This window comes from Brevundimonas sp. (assembly GCF_041919755.1).
In the GTDB taxonomy this organism is placed as follows: domain Bacteria; phylum Pseudomonadota; class Alphaproteobacteria; order Caulobacterales; family Caulobacteraceae; genus Brevundimonas.
Genome location: NZ_JAYRTD010000002.1, coordinates 60058 through 73890, shown reverse-complemented (window position 1 = coordinate 73890; position 13833 = coordinate 60058). Strand labels below are relative to the sequence as shown.

Genomic DNA, 13833 nt, shown 5'->3' with positions numbered 1-13833 from the left:
CGACTAGAGCTGGCCCAGCAGATGCTCGGCCGACGACACCTTGAACTCGCCGCCCTGTTCGACATTCAGCTGTTCGACCACGCCGTCCTTGACGATCATCGAATAGCGCTGCGACCGCTCGCCCATGCCGAAGCCCTTGGCGTCCATCGACAGGCCGATCTGACGGGTGAAGTCGCCATTGCCGTCGCCCAGCATCAGGATGTCGTCCTTGCCGATACCCTGGCTGTCGGCCCAGGCTCCCATGACGAAGCCGTCGTTGACCGAGAGGCAGGCGATGGTGTCCACACCCTTGGCCGACAGGTCGCTGCGGTGATCCTTGAAGCCCGGCAGGTGGCGCGCCGAACACGTCGGGGTAAAGGCGCCGGGCACGGCGAACAGGGCGACCGTCTTGCCGCCGAACAGCTCGTCGGTGGTGATCGGCTTGGGGCCGTCGTCCGTGGCGCGGGTCAGGGTCGCCGAGGGGATGCGATCGCCGATCTGGATGGTCATGGGCAGGCTCCGGTGTGGGTTGAGAGACGTCTCAACGCCCAGATAGGCGCACCGGCTCCTGCCGCCAAGGCTGATCGTTGCTGGCACCCGCATGCGACGGTTCAATGCCTTGCGTCGCGGCGAACGCGACCCGATGATAGACGGATGGACGATTTCCAATCCCTGGTCGGACGGCTGCTGGTGGCCATGCCCGGCATCAGCGATCCCCGCTTCGAGCACGCGGTCATCCTGGTCTGCGCGCATGAGCCGGACCATGCCATGGGCCTGCGGCTGGACCGGCCGGCACCCGGCGTAGACCTCAAGGACGTGCTGACCAAGCTGAAGACCGAGGCACCCGACACCACCGCCCATCGGGCCGTCCTGATCGGCGGTCCGGTCGAGCGCGAGCGCGGCTTCGTGCTGCATACCGACGACTGGCTGATCGACGACGCCTCCATGGCCTTCGGTCAGGGGCTGGCCATGACCGGGACGCGCGAGGCCCTGATCGCCATGACCGATCCGGTCGCAGGTCCGCGTCGCTCGGTGTTGCTGCTGGGCTATGCCGGCTGGGGCGAAGGTCAGCTGGACGACGAGATGGGCGAAAACGTCTGGATCACGACCGAGGCCGACGCCGACCTGATCTTCGACACCGACTATGATGCCAAATGGTCGAAAGCGCTGGGCACCCTGGGCATCGACCCGGCCCGCCTATCGGGGCAGAGCGGACGCGCCTAGGTCAAACGGCGACATTCCGCCAGGAGCCACAGCTCGCGCTCACTCAGCGGGGCCTGCCATTCCGCTGCAACTTCCAGGATGCGCGCTCCGGATAGTCGTCGCCCTTTGTAAACGACCGCTGCGATCTGCCCGTTCTCACGCCCCCGCACTGAACCGCACCATAGCCGCTGCCTGAGGGGAGTCGTGCCGTCGCGCTCGAGATAGGAACCTGTGTTCTCGAGATTGATGGTGTTACGCGCCAGCGACGGCTCGCCCTCGATCAGCGCCGTCCTGACCGACCCCGGCTGCCTCTGACTGGTTGCATACGAAACACCGACCACGATCAGCACAGCAAGTGCGACATAGACCCAGTCAATGCGTCGGTGGGGCAGTGGCGGCAGGATCGGCTTCAAGCCGACCGCGCCTTGATCGGGGCTGAGCCATCAGCAAGCGATTCGTTCAGATAGACCTCGGCCTCCTGGGCGGGAAGCGCAGGCGCATAGCCGAAGCCCTGACCATAGTGGCACTGGGCATCCAGCAACAGGGCGGCTAGGCCGGCATTCTCTACACCCTCGGCCACGACCTCCAGCGACAGGTCGCGGCCCAGGTTGACGACCGATTTGACGATCTTGGCCGAGCCCTCGTCCTTGTCCATGGTCAGAACGAAATAGCGGTCGATCTTCAGCGTATCGAACGGCAGCTTGGCCAGCCAGGTCAGGGACGAGAAGCCGGTCCCGAAATCGTCGAGCGCCAGCGAGGCACCCGCGTCCTTCAACTGCTGCAACACCTCGGCGGCGCGGCTGGTGTCGCGCATGATGTCGCCCTCGGTCACCTCCAGCTTCAGCGCACCGGCGGGTAGACCCGCTTCGGCGATGATGCGGGTCACGTCCTCGACTAGGCGCGGGCGTTCGATCTCGCCGACCGACAGATTGACGCTGCAGAACAGCTTGCCCGCCGTCGGATGTCGCATCAGCCATTCGGCCAGCTGGCGCGAGGCCTGGGTCATCATCAGCAGGCCGAGGTCGTTCATCAGACCCATCTCGGCGGCCAGACCCAGGAAGGCGTCAGGCGGCACCAGGCCGCGTGTCGGATGTCGCCAGCGGCACAGGGCCTCGAAACCCGCGACGGCCCCTGTCTGCAGGTTCACCACGGGTTGATAGAAGGGCTCGATCTCGCCGCGCAGGAAGGCGTTGCGCAGGTCCGATTCCAGCGCCAGCCGCGACAGGCTGTCCGTCTCCAACGCCCGGCCGTAGGCGGCGATGCCACCGCGCCCCACGCTCTTGGCCTGTTCGACCGCCAGTTCGACTCGGCGCAGCAGTTCGGACGGATCGGCCGCATCCGGCCCGCCCTCGGCGCTGGCCGCTCCGATCGAGACGGTGGGATAGATGTCGAAGCCGGCGATGCGTAGCGGCTGTTCCAGCGCCTCGCGCATCCGCTCGGTGGCACTGCCGCTGCCGCGCGGCACGACCACGGCGAACTCGTCCTCGCCGATGCGGGCAGAGTGGGCATTCTGGACGAAGGCGGCGGCCAGGCGCGAGCCCAAGGCTGCCAGCACCATGTCGGCCCGGTCATGACCCAGGGCCTCGTTCAGGCGGCGCAGACGATCCACATCGGCGACCACGATCTCGTATTCGCCCGGTTGCGTCAGGGTCTCACCGAGCCGCGCGACAAAGGCCCGACGATCCAGCAGACCGGTCAGCACATCCCGGTCCGACGCCGCAAACTTGGTTTCCAGCGCCACGACACCGGCAGCGCGCAGCCCGTCCTCCAGCCAGACGCCGCGCCAGATGCAGGTCTGGGCATCGCGCATGCGCAGGCGCACAGCGACCTCCGTCCCTTCTTCCTGCGGCTTCAGGATGCGTTCGGCCAGGGTCCGATCCTGAGGCATGGCGACGGCGCAGAAGGCCGCGCCGGTGCAATCCGGTGCCAGCGGGCCCAGACCCAACGCCCGCGTCGCTCCGGTGAAGCGCATCTGATCGTCAGAGGGCGTCCAGATCCACAGCGCCGTATCGGCAGCGGCCAGCGCCTCGATCGCCGTCGTCGCATCCCAGGCCAGACTTCTGGAGCGAGTGTTCACGCGAAAATCCGGTCCTGACTGGACGGCCGGGAATCAGCCGCCGCGTTTGGTGCCGTCATTCACGACGCCGAACAGAAGATGATCTGCCCAATCGCCGTTAATTTTCAAATAAGCCCTTGCCCGGCCTTCCAGCGCGAACCCGGACTTTTCCAGCACCCGTCGCGATGCCTGATTGTGCGGCACACACGCCGCCTCGACCCGGTGCAGCCGCAGGGCCTCGAAGCCATAGTCCACGGCGGCGCGCACGGCAGCCGTGCCATACCCCCGTCCCGCATGACGCTGACCGATCCAGTAGCCCAGCGTCGCCGTCTCGGCCACGCCGCGCCGCACGTTTGACAAGGTGATCGCCCCCAGCAGCGCGCGCGACCGCTCGTCGAAGACGAAGAAGGGCCAGGCATTCCCCGCCTCCCGTTCGCGCTGATAGACCGACATCCGGCGCCGATAGGCGATGCGGCTCAGGTCGTCATCGGGCCACAGCGGCTCCCAGGGCTGCAGATAGGCCTGCGAAGCCCGCCGCAGCTCGGCCCAGGCCTCATAGTCCGCGCCGCGTGGCAGGCGCAGGATGACCCCCTGCCCCTTGACTACAGGCCCGCTCGCTTCGGTGATCCAGTCCAGCAGGGCCATCGTGCCACGATAGCGCTCCGGCGATCAGGCGAAAAGAGCTTCCCTGAACGCCTTGCCGGCCTCGGCCGCAGCCTTGGGACCCAGCACGGCCGTTGCGGCCTTGCCCGCGCTCAATGTGCCCGCCGCAGCGGCCCGCACATCCTCGACCGTCTGAGCCAAAGTCCGGTCGGCCATGATCTGGGAGGCAATGGGCTGGCCAAAGATCAGCACCTGGGCCGCCAGTCGGCCAGCGCGTGACGCGGGGCTCTCGTCCGACATCCACAACCCGGCATTCAGCACCGCCTTGGCGCGCGACAGCTCGACGGCCGTGGGTCCATCATCCGCCAGGGTCTTCAGTTCTGCGGCACAGACCTTGGCCAGTTCGATGGCGCGGTCGGCAGAGGCCCCCGCATAGATGCCGAGGATGCCCGCGTCCTCGTATGGCTCGTGATAGGCGTCGATGGCATAGGCCAGGCCGCGTTGCTCGCGCGCGCTCTGGAACAGGCGGGACGCCATCCCGCCGCCCAGAATCTCAGTCATCAGCCGCGTCGCCGTATAGGTCGCATCCCGCGCCGACGGGGCGGGCAGCTGGAAGACGATATTGGCCTGCTCGATCCGCCGGGTCAGGGCCGCGTCGCCGCCGACGAAGCGCGGCGCGTCGGGCGTCGCAGCGGGCGTCGCGACCTGATCGCCAAACCAGCGCTCGGCCAGGGTCAGCAGCTCGGTCTCGTTCACCGCCCCCGACACCACCACCACCATGCGGTCGGGCGAATACAGTTGGGCGCGCCAGTGACCGATGCTGTCGCGATCCAGCGGCTTCAGGCTTTCGATCGATCCCAGAATGGGCCGGCCCAAGGGCTGACCGGTAAAGGCCCGCGTCTGGGCCATTTCGAAGACATGGTCGTCGGGCGTATCGAAGGCCTCGGCGATTTCCTGCGCGACGACGTCCTTTTCGCGCTCGATTTCGGCGGGGTCCAGCGTCGGGCGAAACACCAGGTCGGACAGGACCTGCATGGCCAGCGGCAGCGATCCGTCCAATGCCCGTATGTCGAAACTGGTTCGCTCATAGCCGGTCGATGCGTTGATGGAGCCGCCTTCCGCCTCGATCCGCTCGACGATGTCGCGCGCACCCATGTCCCCCGCACCCTTGAACACCAGATGCTCTAGGCAGTGTGACCAGCCGGAGCGCGCCTCGTCCTCCCACCGCGCCCCGCCGCGCACGGCGACGGTCAGGGCCAGGGTGCGCAGCCCCGGCATGGGATCGCAGACGACACGGACGCCATTCGACAGGGTATGCAGGGTCGCGGTCAGTGGAATGTTTCCTTGGCCCTGTCGCCTTGCTCGGGCAGCAGGGCGGCTTGAGGGCGCAGCCTGCGCCTCAGCAGGGCGATGTAGAAACCGATCACTGCCAGCGCCAGCCCGAACCAGGTCAGGGCATAGCCCAGATGGTTGTTCGAAAAGGCTGCGGGCGGAGCGGACGGCTGCAACTCGGCCCATTGCGGCCAGGCCGAGCCCGTGGCGAACAGCACATAGGGCCGCACAGGCCCGTCGATACCTAGGGCGCGGCTCATGGCGGCGGTGTCGCGGGCATAGAAGCGGTTGCCTTCCGGCAGAGGAGCAAAGCCGTTGGGGGCCTCAACCTTTCGTGCCTCGGCCACGATCCCGGGGATGGCGGCAGGCTGACGTTCAGGCCGCGCACTGACGGTATCGGCCACGAATCCCAGATCGATCAGCCAGCTCTCGCAGGCCGAGATCAATCGCACTCCCGCCTGCCCGTCATGGATGGACTGAAGCTCGACAAAGGGCTGGTTCTGAAGGTCGCAGGTCAGGACGGCCTTGCGGAACTCGGGGTCACGCAGTTGCGCCAGCGTCTCAAGCGATACGGGCGGTTGCGTCGCCGCCGCCTCCGATCGCGCGATCAGTCCCTGTTTCCACTGCAACCGCTGAACCTGCCAGGTACCGAGCCCGACGAGGAGCGCCAGCGCGATCGCACAGACGATCGTCAGCCCCCAAGGGAAACGCCCGCGCATCGCCTCAGTCGACATGGCGCGTCGTCCTGTTTTGCATCTGCAGTGCCACCATCAATCCCTTGCCCGGCCGCATCAGGCCCAGCGAAAGTCCCGCAACCAGCGGCAGGGCCACGATCAGCATGGCCCAGAACGGCGGGTCATAGGCGATCTGGATGAACAGCGCGCCGAACACCACGATCCCGCCCGCGATCTGCATGATGAAGATGGCCGCGCCATCTCCGGTGTTCAGACCCGTGAAGTCGAACCCGCAGACCGCGCACCGGTCCACGACCTTCAGAAACCCCGCAAACAGTGGGCCTTTTGTGCAGTGAGGGCAGCGGCAAAGCAGTCCGGCCCGGATCGCATCGATCCGGGCCGGCGCTGGCGTTACAGACTGTGGGTCTGGGTTCAACCGAAGACCACATAGACGAAGGCGAACAGGAACAGCCAGACCACGTCCACGAAGTGCCAGTACCAGGCGGCGGCCTCGAAGCCGAAATGCTTCTCGGGCGTGAATTGCCCGGCCAGCAGACGCAGCAGGCAGACGACCAGGAAGATGGTGCCCAAGAGGACGTGGAAACCGTGGAAGCCCGTCGCCATGAAGAAGATCGACCCGTACAGGCCCGAGTTGGCGGCTTCGTCGTTGAAGAACAGGTTCTCGTGGATGATGTGCTGGTATTCATAGGCCTGAACGCCCGTGAAGATCAGGCCCAGGGCCACGGTGATGGCCAGACCGATCTTGGTGGCGTTGCGGTCGCCCTGTTGCAGCGCATGGTGCGCCCAGGTGACCGTCGTGCCCGACAGCAGAAGAATGACGGTGTTCAGCAGCGGCAGCTGCCAGGCGTCCAGGGTCTCGATACCCTTGGGCGGCCAGGTCGACCAGGCGGCGGCGGTATCGGCCCAGGTGCCGATTTCCGGAACGTTCTCGCGCGCCGCATTGAACAGCGACATCTCGAAGAAGATCCAGAAGAAGGCGGCGAAGAACATCACCTCCGAGGCGATGAACAGCACCATGCCATAGCGCAGGCCCAGCGACACGACCGGCGTGTGGTCACCCTGACGGCTTTCCTTGATCACATCGGCCCACCAGGCGAAGGCGGCGACCAGAACGCCGGCCAGACCAGCGAAGAACAGGGCCATCTCGCCTTTGCCGAACAGGGCCCCGGCCAAGGTGACTTCGGCATCGGGGGCCACGGTGACCAGACCCTTCATCCACACCACGGCCCCAATCATCATGACCACAGTGGCCATGGACGAGACCAGAGGCCACGGGCTGGGGTTCACCAGGTGGTAGTCGTGATGCGGAGCGGCGTGGGCGTCGGCCATCTAGGGTCTCTTATACGGTCGAAATCGTAATTGTGGGCTATAGCGCCCGCTATCCGGCGACGCCAGAGGCAGAAGGCGTCACCGCCGCCACTTCCGCACCCTTGGTCGGATAGAATGTGTAGCTCAAGGTGATTTCACGGATGCCCTTGGCTTCGGCGTCGGTCGCGATCTCCGGGGCCACGAAATACTGGACCGGGAACTTCATCGTCTGGCCCGGCTGGATCGTCTGGCTGTCGAAGCAGAAGCACTGCAGCTTCTGGAAATATGGGCCCGACTGTTCTGGCACCACATTATAGGCGGCGGTCGCCTGGATCGGCTGGTCCGAGGTGTTGGTCACATCGAAGAAGGCCATGCCGGTTTCGCCGATGCGCACCCGCTGGCTGACCTGTTCGGCACGAAAGGTCATGGGCAGGCCACGCACATTGGTGTCGAAGCGAATCAGGACGGTGTCGGCCAGAACCTGATCGGCGGTGGGTGCCGCTTCTGCCTTCTTGACCGTGCCGTCGAAGCCGGTGACCTGGCAGAAGAGCTGGTACAGGGGCACGGCCGCAAAGGCCGCTCCCGTCATGAACATGACGCCGCCGGCACAGGCGATGGCGATGAGGTTCTTGCGTTCCATAGCGCCCTACTTCGCGTAGCCGACGGGCTGGCCGGCCGCGATGGCTTCCTTTCGGGCGTCGATGTTGCGCTTGAGGTTCAGCACCGTCACGCCGAACACCAGGATGATGAAGCCGACCAGGGCCCCCGCAATGGCCAGGTTGCGCTTCTTGCGGGCGCTCACTTCTTCGGGGGTCAGGCGCAGGGTCATCATCTCACAGGCTCACGACGGCGGTCAGCCGCTCGATCAGCAGGGCCGCGAACAGGCCCACCAGATACAGGATCGAAAAGGCGAACAGGTTGCGTGCCGGTTTGGCCTCTGCGCGTACATCATACAATGCGGCCTCTCGCCCCACGGCCTCGGCCTTGTCGGGCGCATCCCCGGCCCGAGAACGCCAAAGGCGGAAAGCCAGCAGCAAAAAGCCCAACCCACCCAGGATGGACACCGCCAGATAGACGGGACCGCCCAGGCCGGTGAAGCCCGGCGCGATCGCCACGGCCACGAACACCAGCGAATAAATCAGGATCTGCAGGCGGGTCGACTTCGCGCCTCGCGCTACCGGCATCATCGGAATGCCCGCCTTGGCGTAATCGCCCGCGGAATATAGCGCCAGCGCCCAGCTGTGCGGCGGCGTCCACAGGAAGATGATGGCGAATAGCAGCCAAGCCTGCCACGGCATCTGGCCGGTCGCGGCGGCCCAGCCGATCACGGGCGGAAAGGCCCCGGCCGCCCCGCCGATGACGATATTCTGGGGCGTCCGGCGCTTCAGCAGCAGGGTATAGAAGCCCGCATAATAGACGATGGTCATGGCCAGCAGACCGCCCGCCACCCAGTTCGTCGTCATCCCCAGCAGCATGACGGAAAACACCGATAGAATGACGCCGAACGTCATGGCGTCGTTCTTGTTGACCCGGCCTGCCGCGACCGGCCGCCCGCGCGTGCGCCGCATCAGGGCGTCGGTCTCGCCCTCCAGCGCCATGTTCAAAGCGCCCGCCGCCCCGGCCCCCACGGCGATGCACAGGATGGCGATGGCCGCCGAAATCCAGTCGATGTCGCCGCCGGCGACGACCAGCCCGACCACGGCGGTAAAGATCACCACCGACATCACGCGCGGCTTCAGCAGCTGGAAGAAGTCCTCCGGCTGGGCTGTCGACAGGGCAGGCGTGGTGGTTTCGGTCATCACTTCTTCGGAAAAATCAGAGGCCGCCCTTTCGATCAGAAAGAGCGGCCCCCGGTTTAGCTCAGGTTCGCAGGAACCGGTTAGTGGTCGTCACCCTTGACCACCGGCAGTTCGTTGAACTGGTGGTGTGGCGGCGGCGAGGACAGCGTCCACTCCAGGGTGGTGGCCCCTTCGCCCCACGGATTGGCCACGCCCGGACGACGGCGGATGGCGGCCTCCAGCAGCATGATCAGGAAGACGGCGACGCCCACGACGGTGATCAGATAGCCCATGGTCGAAACGTGGTTCCACATCTCATAGGCGTCCGGATAGTCGATGTAGCGACGCGGCATGCCCTGCAGACCCAGGAAGTGCTGCGGGAAGAAGATCAGGTTCACCCCGACGAACATGATCCAGAAGTGCGCGCACCCCAGGAACTCGTTGTACTTCACGCCGAACATTTTCTCGAACCAGTAGTAGAAGCCCGCGAAGATCGCGAACACGGCCCCCAGCGACAGCACGTAGTGGAAGTGCGCCACCACATAGTAGGTGTCGTGCAGGCTGTAATCGATGCCCGCATTGGACAGGACCACGCCGGTCACGCCGCCGACGGTGAACAGGAAGATGAAGCCGATGGCCCACAGCATGGGCGTCTTGAAGCTGAGCGAGCCGCCCCACATCGTCGCGATCCAGCTGAAGATCTTCACGCCCGTGGGCACGGCGATGATCATGGTCGCGGCGATGAAATAGGCACGCAGGTTCACGCTCATGCCGACCGTGTACATGTGGTGCGCCCACACGATGAAGCCGACGAAGCCGATGGCCACCATGGCGTACGCCATGGCCAGATAGCCGAACACCGGCTTCTTGGAGAAGGTCGAGACGATGTGGCTGATGATGCCGAAGCCCGGCAGGATCAGGATGTACACTTCCGGGTGACCGAAGAACCAGAACAGGTGCTGGAACATCACCGGGTCGCCACCACCGGCCGGGTCGAAGAAGCTGGTGCCGAAGTTGCGGTCCGACAGCAGCATGGTGATGGCACCGGCCAGAACCGGCAACGACAGCAACAGCAGGAAGGCGGTGATGAGCACCGACCAGGCGAACAGCGGCATGCGGTGCAGGGTCATGCCCGGCGCGCGCATGTTGAAGATGGTGGTGATGAAGTTGATCGCGCCCAGAATGGAGCTGGCACCCGCGACGTGCAGCGAGAAGATCGCCAGATCCATCGCCGGCCCGGTGTGACCCTTGGTCGACAGCGGCGGATAGATGGTCCAGCCGCCACCGAAGCCCTTGCCCGGCCCGCCGTCGACGAACAGCGACACGATCAACAGGATCCAGGCCGCGACCAGCAGCCAGAACGAGATGTTGTTCATACGCGGGAAGGCCATGTCCGGCGCGCCGATCATGATCGGCACGAACCAGTTGCCGAAGCCCCCGATCATGGCGGGCATGACCATGAAGAAGATCATGATCAGGGCGTGGCCGGTGACCACGACATTATAGCCGTGCTTGGAAGCCTCGACGAAGCCGAGGTGTTGAACCCACGTTCCTTCCTTGAAGAGCTGGATACCGGGCTCGGCCAGTTCCCAACGGATCAGGCCGGACAGCCCGCCACCCACGATGCCCGCCATGATGGCGAACAGCAGGTACAGGGTGCCGATGTCCTTGTGGTTGGTCGACAGGAACCAGCGGGTGAAGAAGCCCGGCTTGTGGTCGTGATGCCCGTCGTGATCGTGGGCGAGGTTTTCGGCTGCGGTGGCCATGTGTTCTGGGCTCTCGCGTATCGTTACTGGGCGGCCGGTGCGGCGGCGGGAGCCGTCGCGGGGGCAGCGGAGGTGGCGGGGGCAGCCGGCGTCGTCGCCGTCTGGGCCGTCGGGGCCAGTGCAGGGGCTGCGGTCTCTGTGACCGTGGCGGCACCGGTGGTGCCAGCCGCGACCTGGGCGGCTGTGCCGCCCGGAGCCTGCTCAGGCGTCTTCGGCGTCATGGAGCCGCCCTTGGAGACGACCCAGGCCTCGAACTCGGCTTGTGTGACGACGCGGATTTCGATCGGCATGAAGGCGTGATCGACGCCACACAGCTCCGAGCACTGACCGTAGAAGGTGCCGACGCGGTCAGCCTTGAACCAGGTTTCGTTGACGCGGCCCGGGATGGCGTCGGTCTTCAGACCGAAGGCCGGCAGGGCGAAGGCGTGGATTACGTCGGCGGCGGTTACCAGGACGCGGACGGTCTTGCCGACGGGCACGACGATCGGCTCGTCGGCAGCCAGGCGATACAGGCTGTGAGGCATGCCGCGGGCGGCCAGCTCGTCTTCCGGCAGCATGTTGGAAACATATTCCGCAATGCCCTGGTCGGGATATTCGTAGGACCAGTTCCACTGGTTGCCGGTCGCCTTAACCGTCAGGTCCGGCGTCGGCATGTTGTGATAGGCAAACAACAGGCGGAACGAGAACAGGGCGATGAACACCAGGATCAGGACCGGGACGACCGTCCAGATCACCTCGATCATTGTGTTGTGGCTCCACCGCGCCGGGGTCGGGTTCGACTTCTTGTTGTAGCGGAAGACGATCCAGACGAGCAGCGCCAGCACGAACAGGGTGATGACCGTGATGATCGGCAGCAGGATCCAGTCGTGGAAATGGTGCGCCTGAACCTTCAGCGGCGAGGCGGCGGGCTGCAGGCCGATGCCGCCCGGCGTCGGCTGACCCATCAGGTCCTGCGCCCAGGCCGGCGCAGCGGCAAAGATGGCCAGGCAGAGACCGGCGAAACCGCCGCCGATCAGACCCCGGGCTCGCGTGCCCATCCCCATACGAGACTTCCTCATAAAAACCGTTCTGCCGCAAACGTTTGCGAGTGAATCGCAAACAGTCGCCGCAAACCCTGAGGCTCGCAGCGGTCGTTGCGGGTCCATATCGCCCTGTCCCCGGCTTGCCAAGCGTCTGGGTGCCGCAGCCAGATTTGTTCGGTCGATTAAATCGGTGTCATGTTTCGCATGCTACCTTGTGACGCCAGATACCTTGCGATACACCTTCTTCATCACAGGAGGACGCCACGGTGCCCGAAACCATTGAGATACAACTGAAGAAGGGGGTGCTGACGCTGTGCGTCCTGGCCCTGCTGAACCGACGCGAAAGCTACGCCTACGAGATTGCCGCCACACTGTCCGACGCCATCGATATGGGCGAAGGCACCATCTATCCGCTGATGCGGCGCATGCAGTCAGAGGGACAGGTCGAGACCTATCTTGTCGAATCGCCGTCCGGTCCGTCGCGCAAATACTATCGCCTGACCGAGGCGGGGCGCTCAGCGCTCGAACAACAGACCCGCGAATGGCACGCCTTCGTCCAGGCCGTGGAGGGCGTGATGAACGCCCCCGCCGCCCCCGAAGCCAGTGTCGTCGCCAACACCGATCAAGGGGAGCCGAAACAATGACACGCGAGGAATTCATGGGCCGTCTGCGGCGCGGACTGGTGGGCCTGCCCATCGCCGCGGCCCAGGACATCATCTCGGACTACGACAGCCACTTCCGCGACGGCGTCGCTGCCGGCCGCTCGGAAGCTGAAGTGGCCGCGGCCCTAGGCGATCCCGATCGCCTGGCCCGCGAGTTGCGCGCCGAATCCACCGCCCAGCGCTGGACCCAGGAGCAGAACCCGTCGGCCGCCGTCGGGGCCATCTTCGGCCTGATCGGTCTGGGGGCTCTGGATATCCTGATCCTGCTGCCGATCGTCCTGCCGGTGTTCGGCACGGTACTGACGGTGCTGTTCATGGGCGTGCTCGTCTTCGTCGGCGGTGCCATCGCCCTGGTCGTCGGCCCCTTCCTCGGCGGACCGGGTGGAGCCTTCGCCGCCGTCCTGCTGGGCATCGGCATCATGGGCATCGGCATGTTCATGACCGGCCTGGGCGCACTCCTGACCAAATGGCTGGTCGATGCCACCGTTTGGTACGCCCGCCTGCACTACCGTGTCCTGAAACCCGCCCTGGGGACGTCCGCCCCCGCAACCTATCAAGTCTGAGGAGAGACCTTCATGATCCGCAATCTTCTCATCATCACCGGCGTCGGCTTCGTCCTGGCCGTGGTCGGCATCGGCGGGGCGGCAGCCTTGGGCGGTCGCGATCTGGCCGGTCCCGGCTGGACCTGGGTCATCACCGACGACGAGGCGGGCGACGAGAGCTTCCGCGTCGAACGCGGCGAGGTCTCGCCCCAGACCACCCGCACCATCGAATGGACCGGCACCGACACCCTGGCCATCGACCTGCCCGCCGACGTGACCTACGTCCAGGGCACCGAGGCCGGCATCTCGATCACCGGCCCCAGCACGGTCGTGGATCGCGTTCGCTTCACCGATGGTCGCCTGACCCTGCTGAACGACGAAGAGGGCGAGCGCGCCTATATCCGCTGGAGCCGTAGCGGCATCCACGGCTGGAGCGAAACCGAGGCGCTGAAAATCACCGTCACCGCCCCTTCCGTCACCACCTTCGATGTGGCCGGGTCCAGCGAACTGAGCGTGCGGGCCTATGATCAGCCCACGCTCAATCTGACCCTGTCCGGCAACTCCGATGTCGACGTGCAGGGCCGTGCCCAGACTGTCTCGCTGGACATCTCCGGCGACGGCGATGCGGATCTGGAGGCGGTCGCCATGACCGATGCCACCGTGACCGTCAGCGGCAATGGCGACGCCCATCTGGGCCCGACCGGTCAGGCCACGGTGGATTTGTCCGGCAATGGCGACGTCACTCTGACCCGCCGTCCTGCCCGCCTGGAACAGACCATCAGCGGCAACGGCTCGCTGAATCAGGACTGATATCTTGTTCTCCCTCCCCCTCATGGGGAGGGACAGCCGATGCGAAGCAGCGGCAGGGTGGGGAAGTCTGACGACAC

Annotated in this window: 17 protein-coding genes; 4 read left to right on the top strand and 13 right to left on the bottom strand. The window is 65.6% G+C overall.

Translation table 11 applies throughout. The features are described from left to right. Nucleotides 1-3: 3 nt before the first annotated feature. Nucleotides 4-489 carry a peroxiredoxin gene (locus ACE3TH_RS03160; RefSeq protein WP_374597261.1) on the bottom strand — a complete coding sequence of 162 codons (486 nt, stop codon included), beginning with the start codon at nt 487-489 and terminating at the stop codon, nt 4-6. Nucleotides 490-633: 144 nt separating this feature from the next. Here ACE3TH_RS03160 and ACE3TH_RS03155 point away from each other — a divergent pair, with 144 nt between their 5' ends. Next, complete coding sequence (locus ACE3TH_RS03155) at nt 634-1203, top strand: YqgE/AlgH family protein (RefSeq protein ID WP_374597259.1); 570 nt, start codon at nt 634-636, stop codon at nt 1201-1203. Here the strand turns inward: ACE3TH_RS03155 and ACE3TH_RS03150 are convergent. The 12 genes from ACE3TH_RS03150 to coxB form a co-directional block, all read right to left on the bottom strand. Next, nucleotides 1200-1595 carry a hypothetical protein gene (locus ACE3TH_RS03150; RefSeq protein WP_374597258.1) on the bottom strand — a complete coding sequence of 132 codons (396 nt, stop codon included), beginning with the start codon at nt 1593-1595 and terminating at the stop codon, nt 1200-1202. The genes ACE3TH_RS03155 and ACE3TH_RS03150 overlap by 4 nt on opposite strands. Beyond that, nucleotides 1592-3259, bottom strand: coding sequence for a putative bifunctional diguanylate cyclase/phosphodiesterase (locus ACE3TH_RS03145; RefSeq protein ID WP_374597256.1), 1668 nt, complete (start codon nt 3257-3259; stop codon nt 1592-1594). The genes ACE3TH_RS03150 and ACE3TH_RS03145 overlap by 4 nt, the downstream gene beginning before the upstream one ends. Before the next feature lie 33 nt (nt 3260-3292). After that, entirely contained in the window at nt 3293-3883 is a 591-nt protein-coding gene (locus ACE3TH_RS03140) for a GNAT family N-acetyltransferase (RefSeq protein ID WP_374597254.1), read from the bottom strand. Between the two features lie 24 nt (nt 3884-3907). Beyond that, complete coding sequence (locus ACE3TH_RS03135) at nt 3908-5119, bottom strand: M16 family metallopeptidase (RefSeq protein ID WP_374597252.1); 1212 nt, start codon at nt 5117-5119, stop codon at nt 3908-3910. Between the two features lie 50 nt (nt 5120-5169). Further along, the gene (locus ACE3TH_RS03130) at nt 5170-5907 is read right to left on the bottom strand and encodes an SURF1 family protein (protein ID WP_374597250.1); all 738 of its coding nucleotides are present in this window, start codon (nt 5905-5907) and stop codon (nt 5170-5172) included. Beyond that, nucleotides 5897-6184, bottom strand: coding sequence for a DUF983 domain-containing protein (locus tag ACE3TH_RS03125; protein ID WP_374597937.1), 288 nt, complete (start codon nt 6182-6184; stop codon nt 5897-5899). The genes ACE3TH_RS03130 and ACE3TH_RS03125 overlap by 11 nt, the downstream gene beginning before the upstream one ends. Nucleotides 6185-6279: 95 nt before the next feature. Beyond that, nucleotides 6280-7197 carry a cytochrome c oxidase subunit 3 gene (locus ACE3TH_RS03120; RefSeq protein WP_292173141.1) on the bottom strand — a complete coding sequence of 306 codons (918 nt, stop codon included), beginning with the start codon at nt 7195-7197 and terminating at the stop codon, nt 6280-6282. Nucleotides 7198-7246: 49 nt separating this feature from the next. Beyond that, nucleotides 7247-7816 carry a cytochrome c oxidase assembly protein gene (locus ACE3TH_RS03115; protein WP_374597247.1) on the bottom strand — a complete coding sequence of 190 codons (570 nt, stop codon included), beginning with the start codon at nt 7814-7816 and terminating at the stop codon, nt 7247-7249. A gap of 6 nt (nt 7817-7822) precedes the next feature. Next, nucleotides 7823-8008, bottom strand: coding sequence for a hypothetical protein (locus tag ACE3TH_RS03110; RefSeq protein WP_374597245.1), 186 nt, complete (start codon nt 8006-8008; stop codon nt 7823-7825). Nucleotide 8009: 1 nt separating this feature from the next. Then, a complete protein-coding gene (gene cyoE, locus ACE3TH_RS03105) occupies nt 8010-8975 on the bottom strand; it encodes a heme o synthase (RefSeq protein WP_374597244.1) in 966 nt (321 codons plus the stop codon). A gap of 80 nt (nt 8976-9055) precedes the next feature. Next, nucleotides 9056-10720 carry a cytochrome c oxidase subunit I gene (gene ctaD, locus ACE3TH_RS03100; protein WP_296166985.1) on the bottom strand — a complete coding sequence of 555 codons (1665 nt, stop codon included), beginning with the start codon at nt 10718-10720 and terminating at the stop codon, nt 9056-9058. A gap of 23 nt (nt 10721-10743) precedes the next feature. Next, complete coding sequence (coxB, locus tag ACE3TH_RS03095; RefSeq protein ID WP_374597241.1) at nt 10744-11778, bottom strand: cytochrome c oxidase subunit II; 1035 nt, start codon at nt 11776-11778, stop codon at nt 10744-10746. A 230-nt stretch (nt 11779-12008) separates the two neighbouring features. Between coxB and ACE3TH_RS03090 the strand changes: the two genes are divergently transcribed. Genes ACE3TH_RS03090 through ACE3TH_RS03080 form a run of 3 tightly spaced genes read left to right on the top strand, consistent with a single transcriptional unit; the run spans nt 12009 to nt 13756 of the window. Continuing rightward, nucleotides 12009-12386 (top strand): PadR family transcriptional regulator, encoded by a 378-nt coding sequence (locus ACE3TH_RS03090; RefSeq protein ID WP_374597239.1) that lies wholly within the window; start codon nt 12009-12011, stop codon nt 12384-12386. Next, on the top strand, nt 12383-12967 hold the full coding sequence (locus ACE3TH_RS03085; RefSeq protein ID WP_296166977.1) for a DUF1700 domain-containing protein: 585 nt from the start codon (nt 12383-12385) through the stop codon (nt 12965-12967). The genes ACE3TH_RS03090 and ACE3TH_RS03085 overlap by 4 nt, the downstream gene beginning before the upstream one ends. Before the next feature lie 12 nt (nt 12968-12979). Beyond that, nucleotides 12980-13756 (top strand): GIN domain-containing protein, encoded by a 777-nt coding sequence (locus tag ACE3TH_RS03080; protein WP_374597236.1) that lies wholly within the window; start codon nt 12980-12982, stop codon nt 13754-13756. Nucleotides 13757-13833: the final 77 nt, after the last annotated feature.

What these genes read in the sequence shown, in the direction of transcription:
- ACE3TH_RS03160 (WP_374597261.1), bottom strand. Translation starts at nt 489, where the DNA reads ATGACCATCCAGATCGGCGATCGCATCCCCTCGGCGACCCTGACCCGC.
- ACE3TH_RS03155 (WP_374597259.1), top strand. Translation starts at nt 634, where the DNA reads ATGGACGATTTCCAATCCCTGGTCGGACGGCTGCTGGTGGCCATGCCC.
- ACE3TH_RS03140 (WP_374597254.1), bottom strand. Translation starts at nt 3,883, where the DNA reads ATGGCCCTGCTGGACTGGATCACCGAAGCGAGCGGGCCTGTAGTCAAG.
- ACE3TH_RS03135 (WP_374597252.1), bottom strand. Translation starts at nt 5,119, where the DNA reads ATGCCGGGGCTGCGCACCCTGGCCCTGACCGTCGCCGTGCGCGGCGGG.
- ACE3TH_RS03130 (WP_374597250.1), bottom strand. Translation starts at nt 5,907, where the DNA reads ATGTCGACTGAGGCGATGCGCGGGCGTTTCCCTTGGGGGCTGACGATC.
- ACE3TH_RS03120 (WP_292173141.1), bottom strand. Translation starts at nt 7,197, where the DNA reads ATGGCCGACGCCCACGCCGCTCCGCATCACGACTACCACCTGGTGAAC.
- ACE3TH_RS03115 (WP_374597247.1), bottom strand. Translation starts at nt 7,816, where the DNA reads ATGGAACGCAAGAACCTCATCGCCATCGCCTGTGCCGGCGGCGTCATG.
- ACE3TH_RS03110 (WP_374597245.1), bottom strand. Translation starts at nt 8,008, where the DNA reads ATGATGACCCTGCGCCTGACCCCCGAAGAAGTGAGCGCCCGCAAGAAG.
- cyoE (WP_374597244.1), bottom strand. Translation starts at nt 8,975, where the DNA reads ATGACCGAAACCACCACGCCTGCCCTGTCGACAGCCCAGCCGGAGGAC.
- ctaD (WP_296166985.1), bottom strand. Translation starts at nt 10,720, where the DNA reads ATGGCCACCGCAGCCGAAAACCTCGCCCACGATCACGACGGGCATCAC.
- coxB (WP_374597241.1), bottom strand. Translation starts at nt 11,778, where the DNA reads ATGAGGAAGTCTCGTATGGGGATGGGCACGCGAGCCCGGGGTCTGATC.
- ACE3TH_RS03085 (WP_296166977.1), top strand. Translation starts at nt 12,383, where the DNA reads ATGACACGCGAGGAATTCATGGGCCGTCTGCGGCGCGGACTGGTGGGC.
- ACE3TH_RS03080 (WP_374597236.1), top strand. Translation starts at nt 12,980, where the DNA reads ATGATCCGCAATCTTCTCATCATCACCGGCGTCGGCTTCGTCCTGGCC.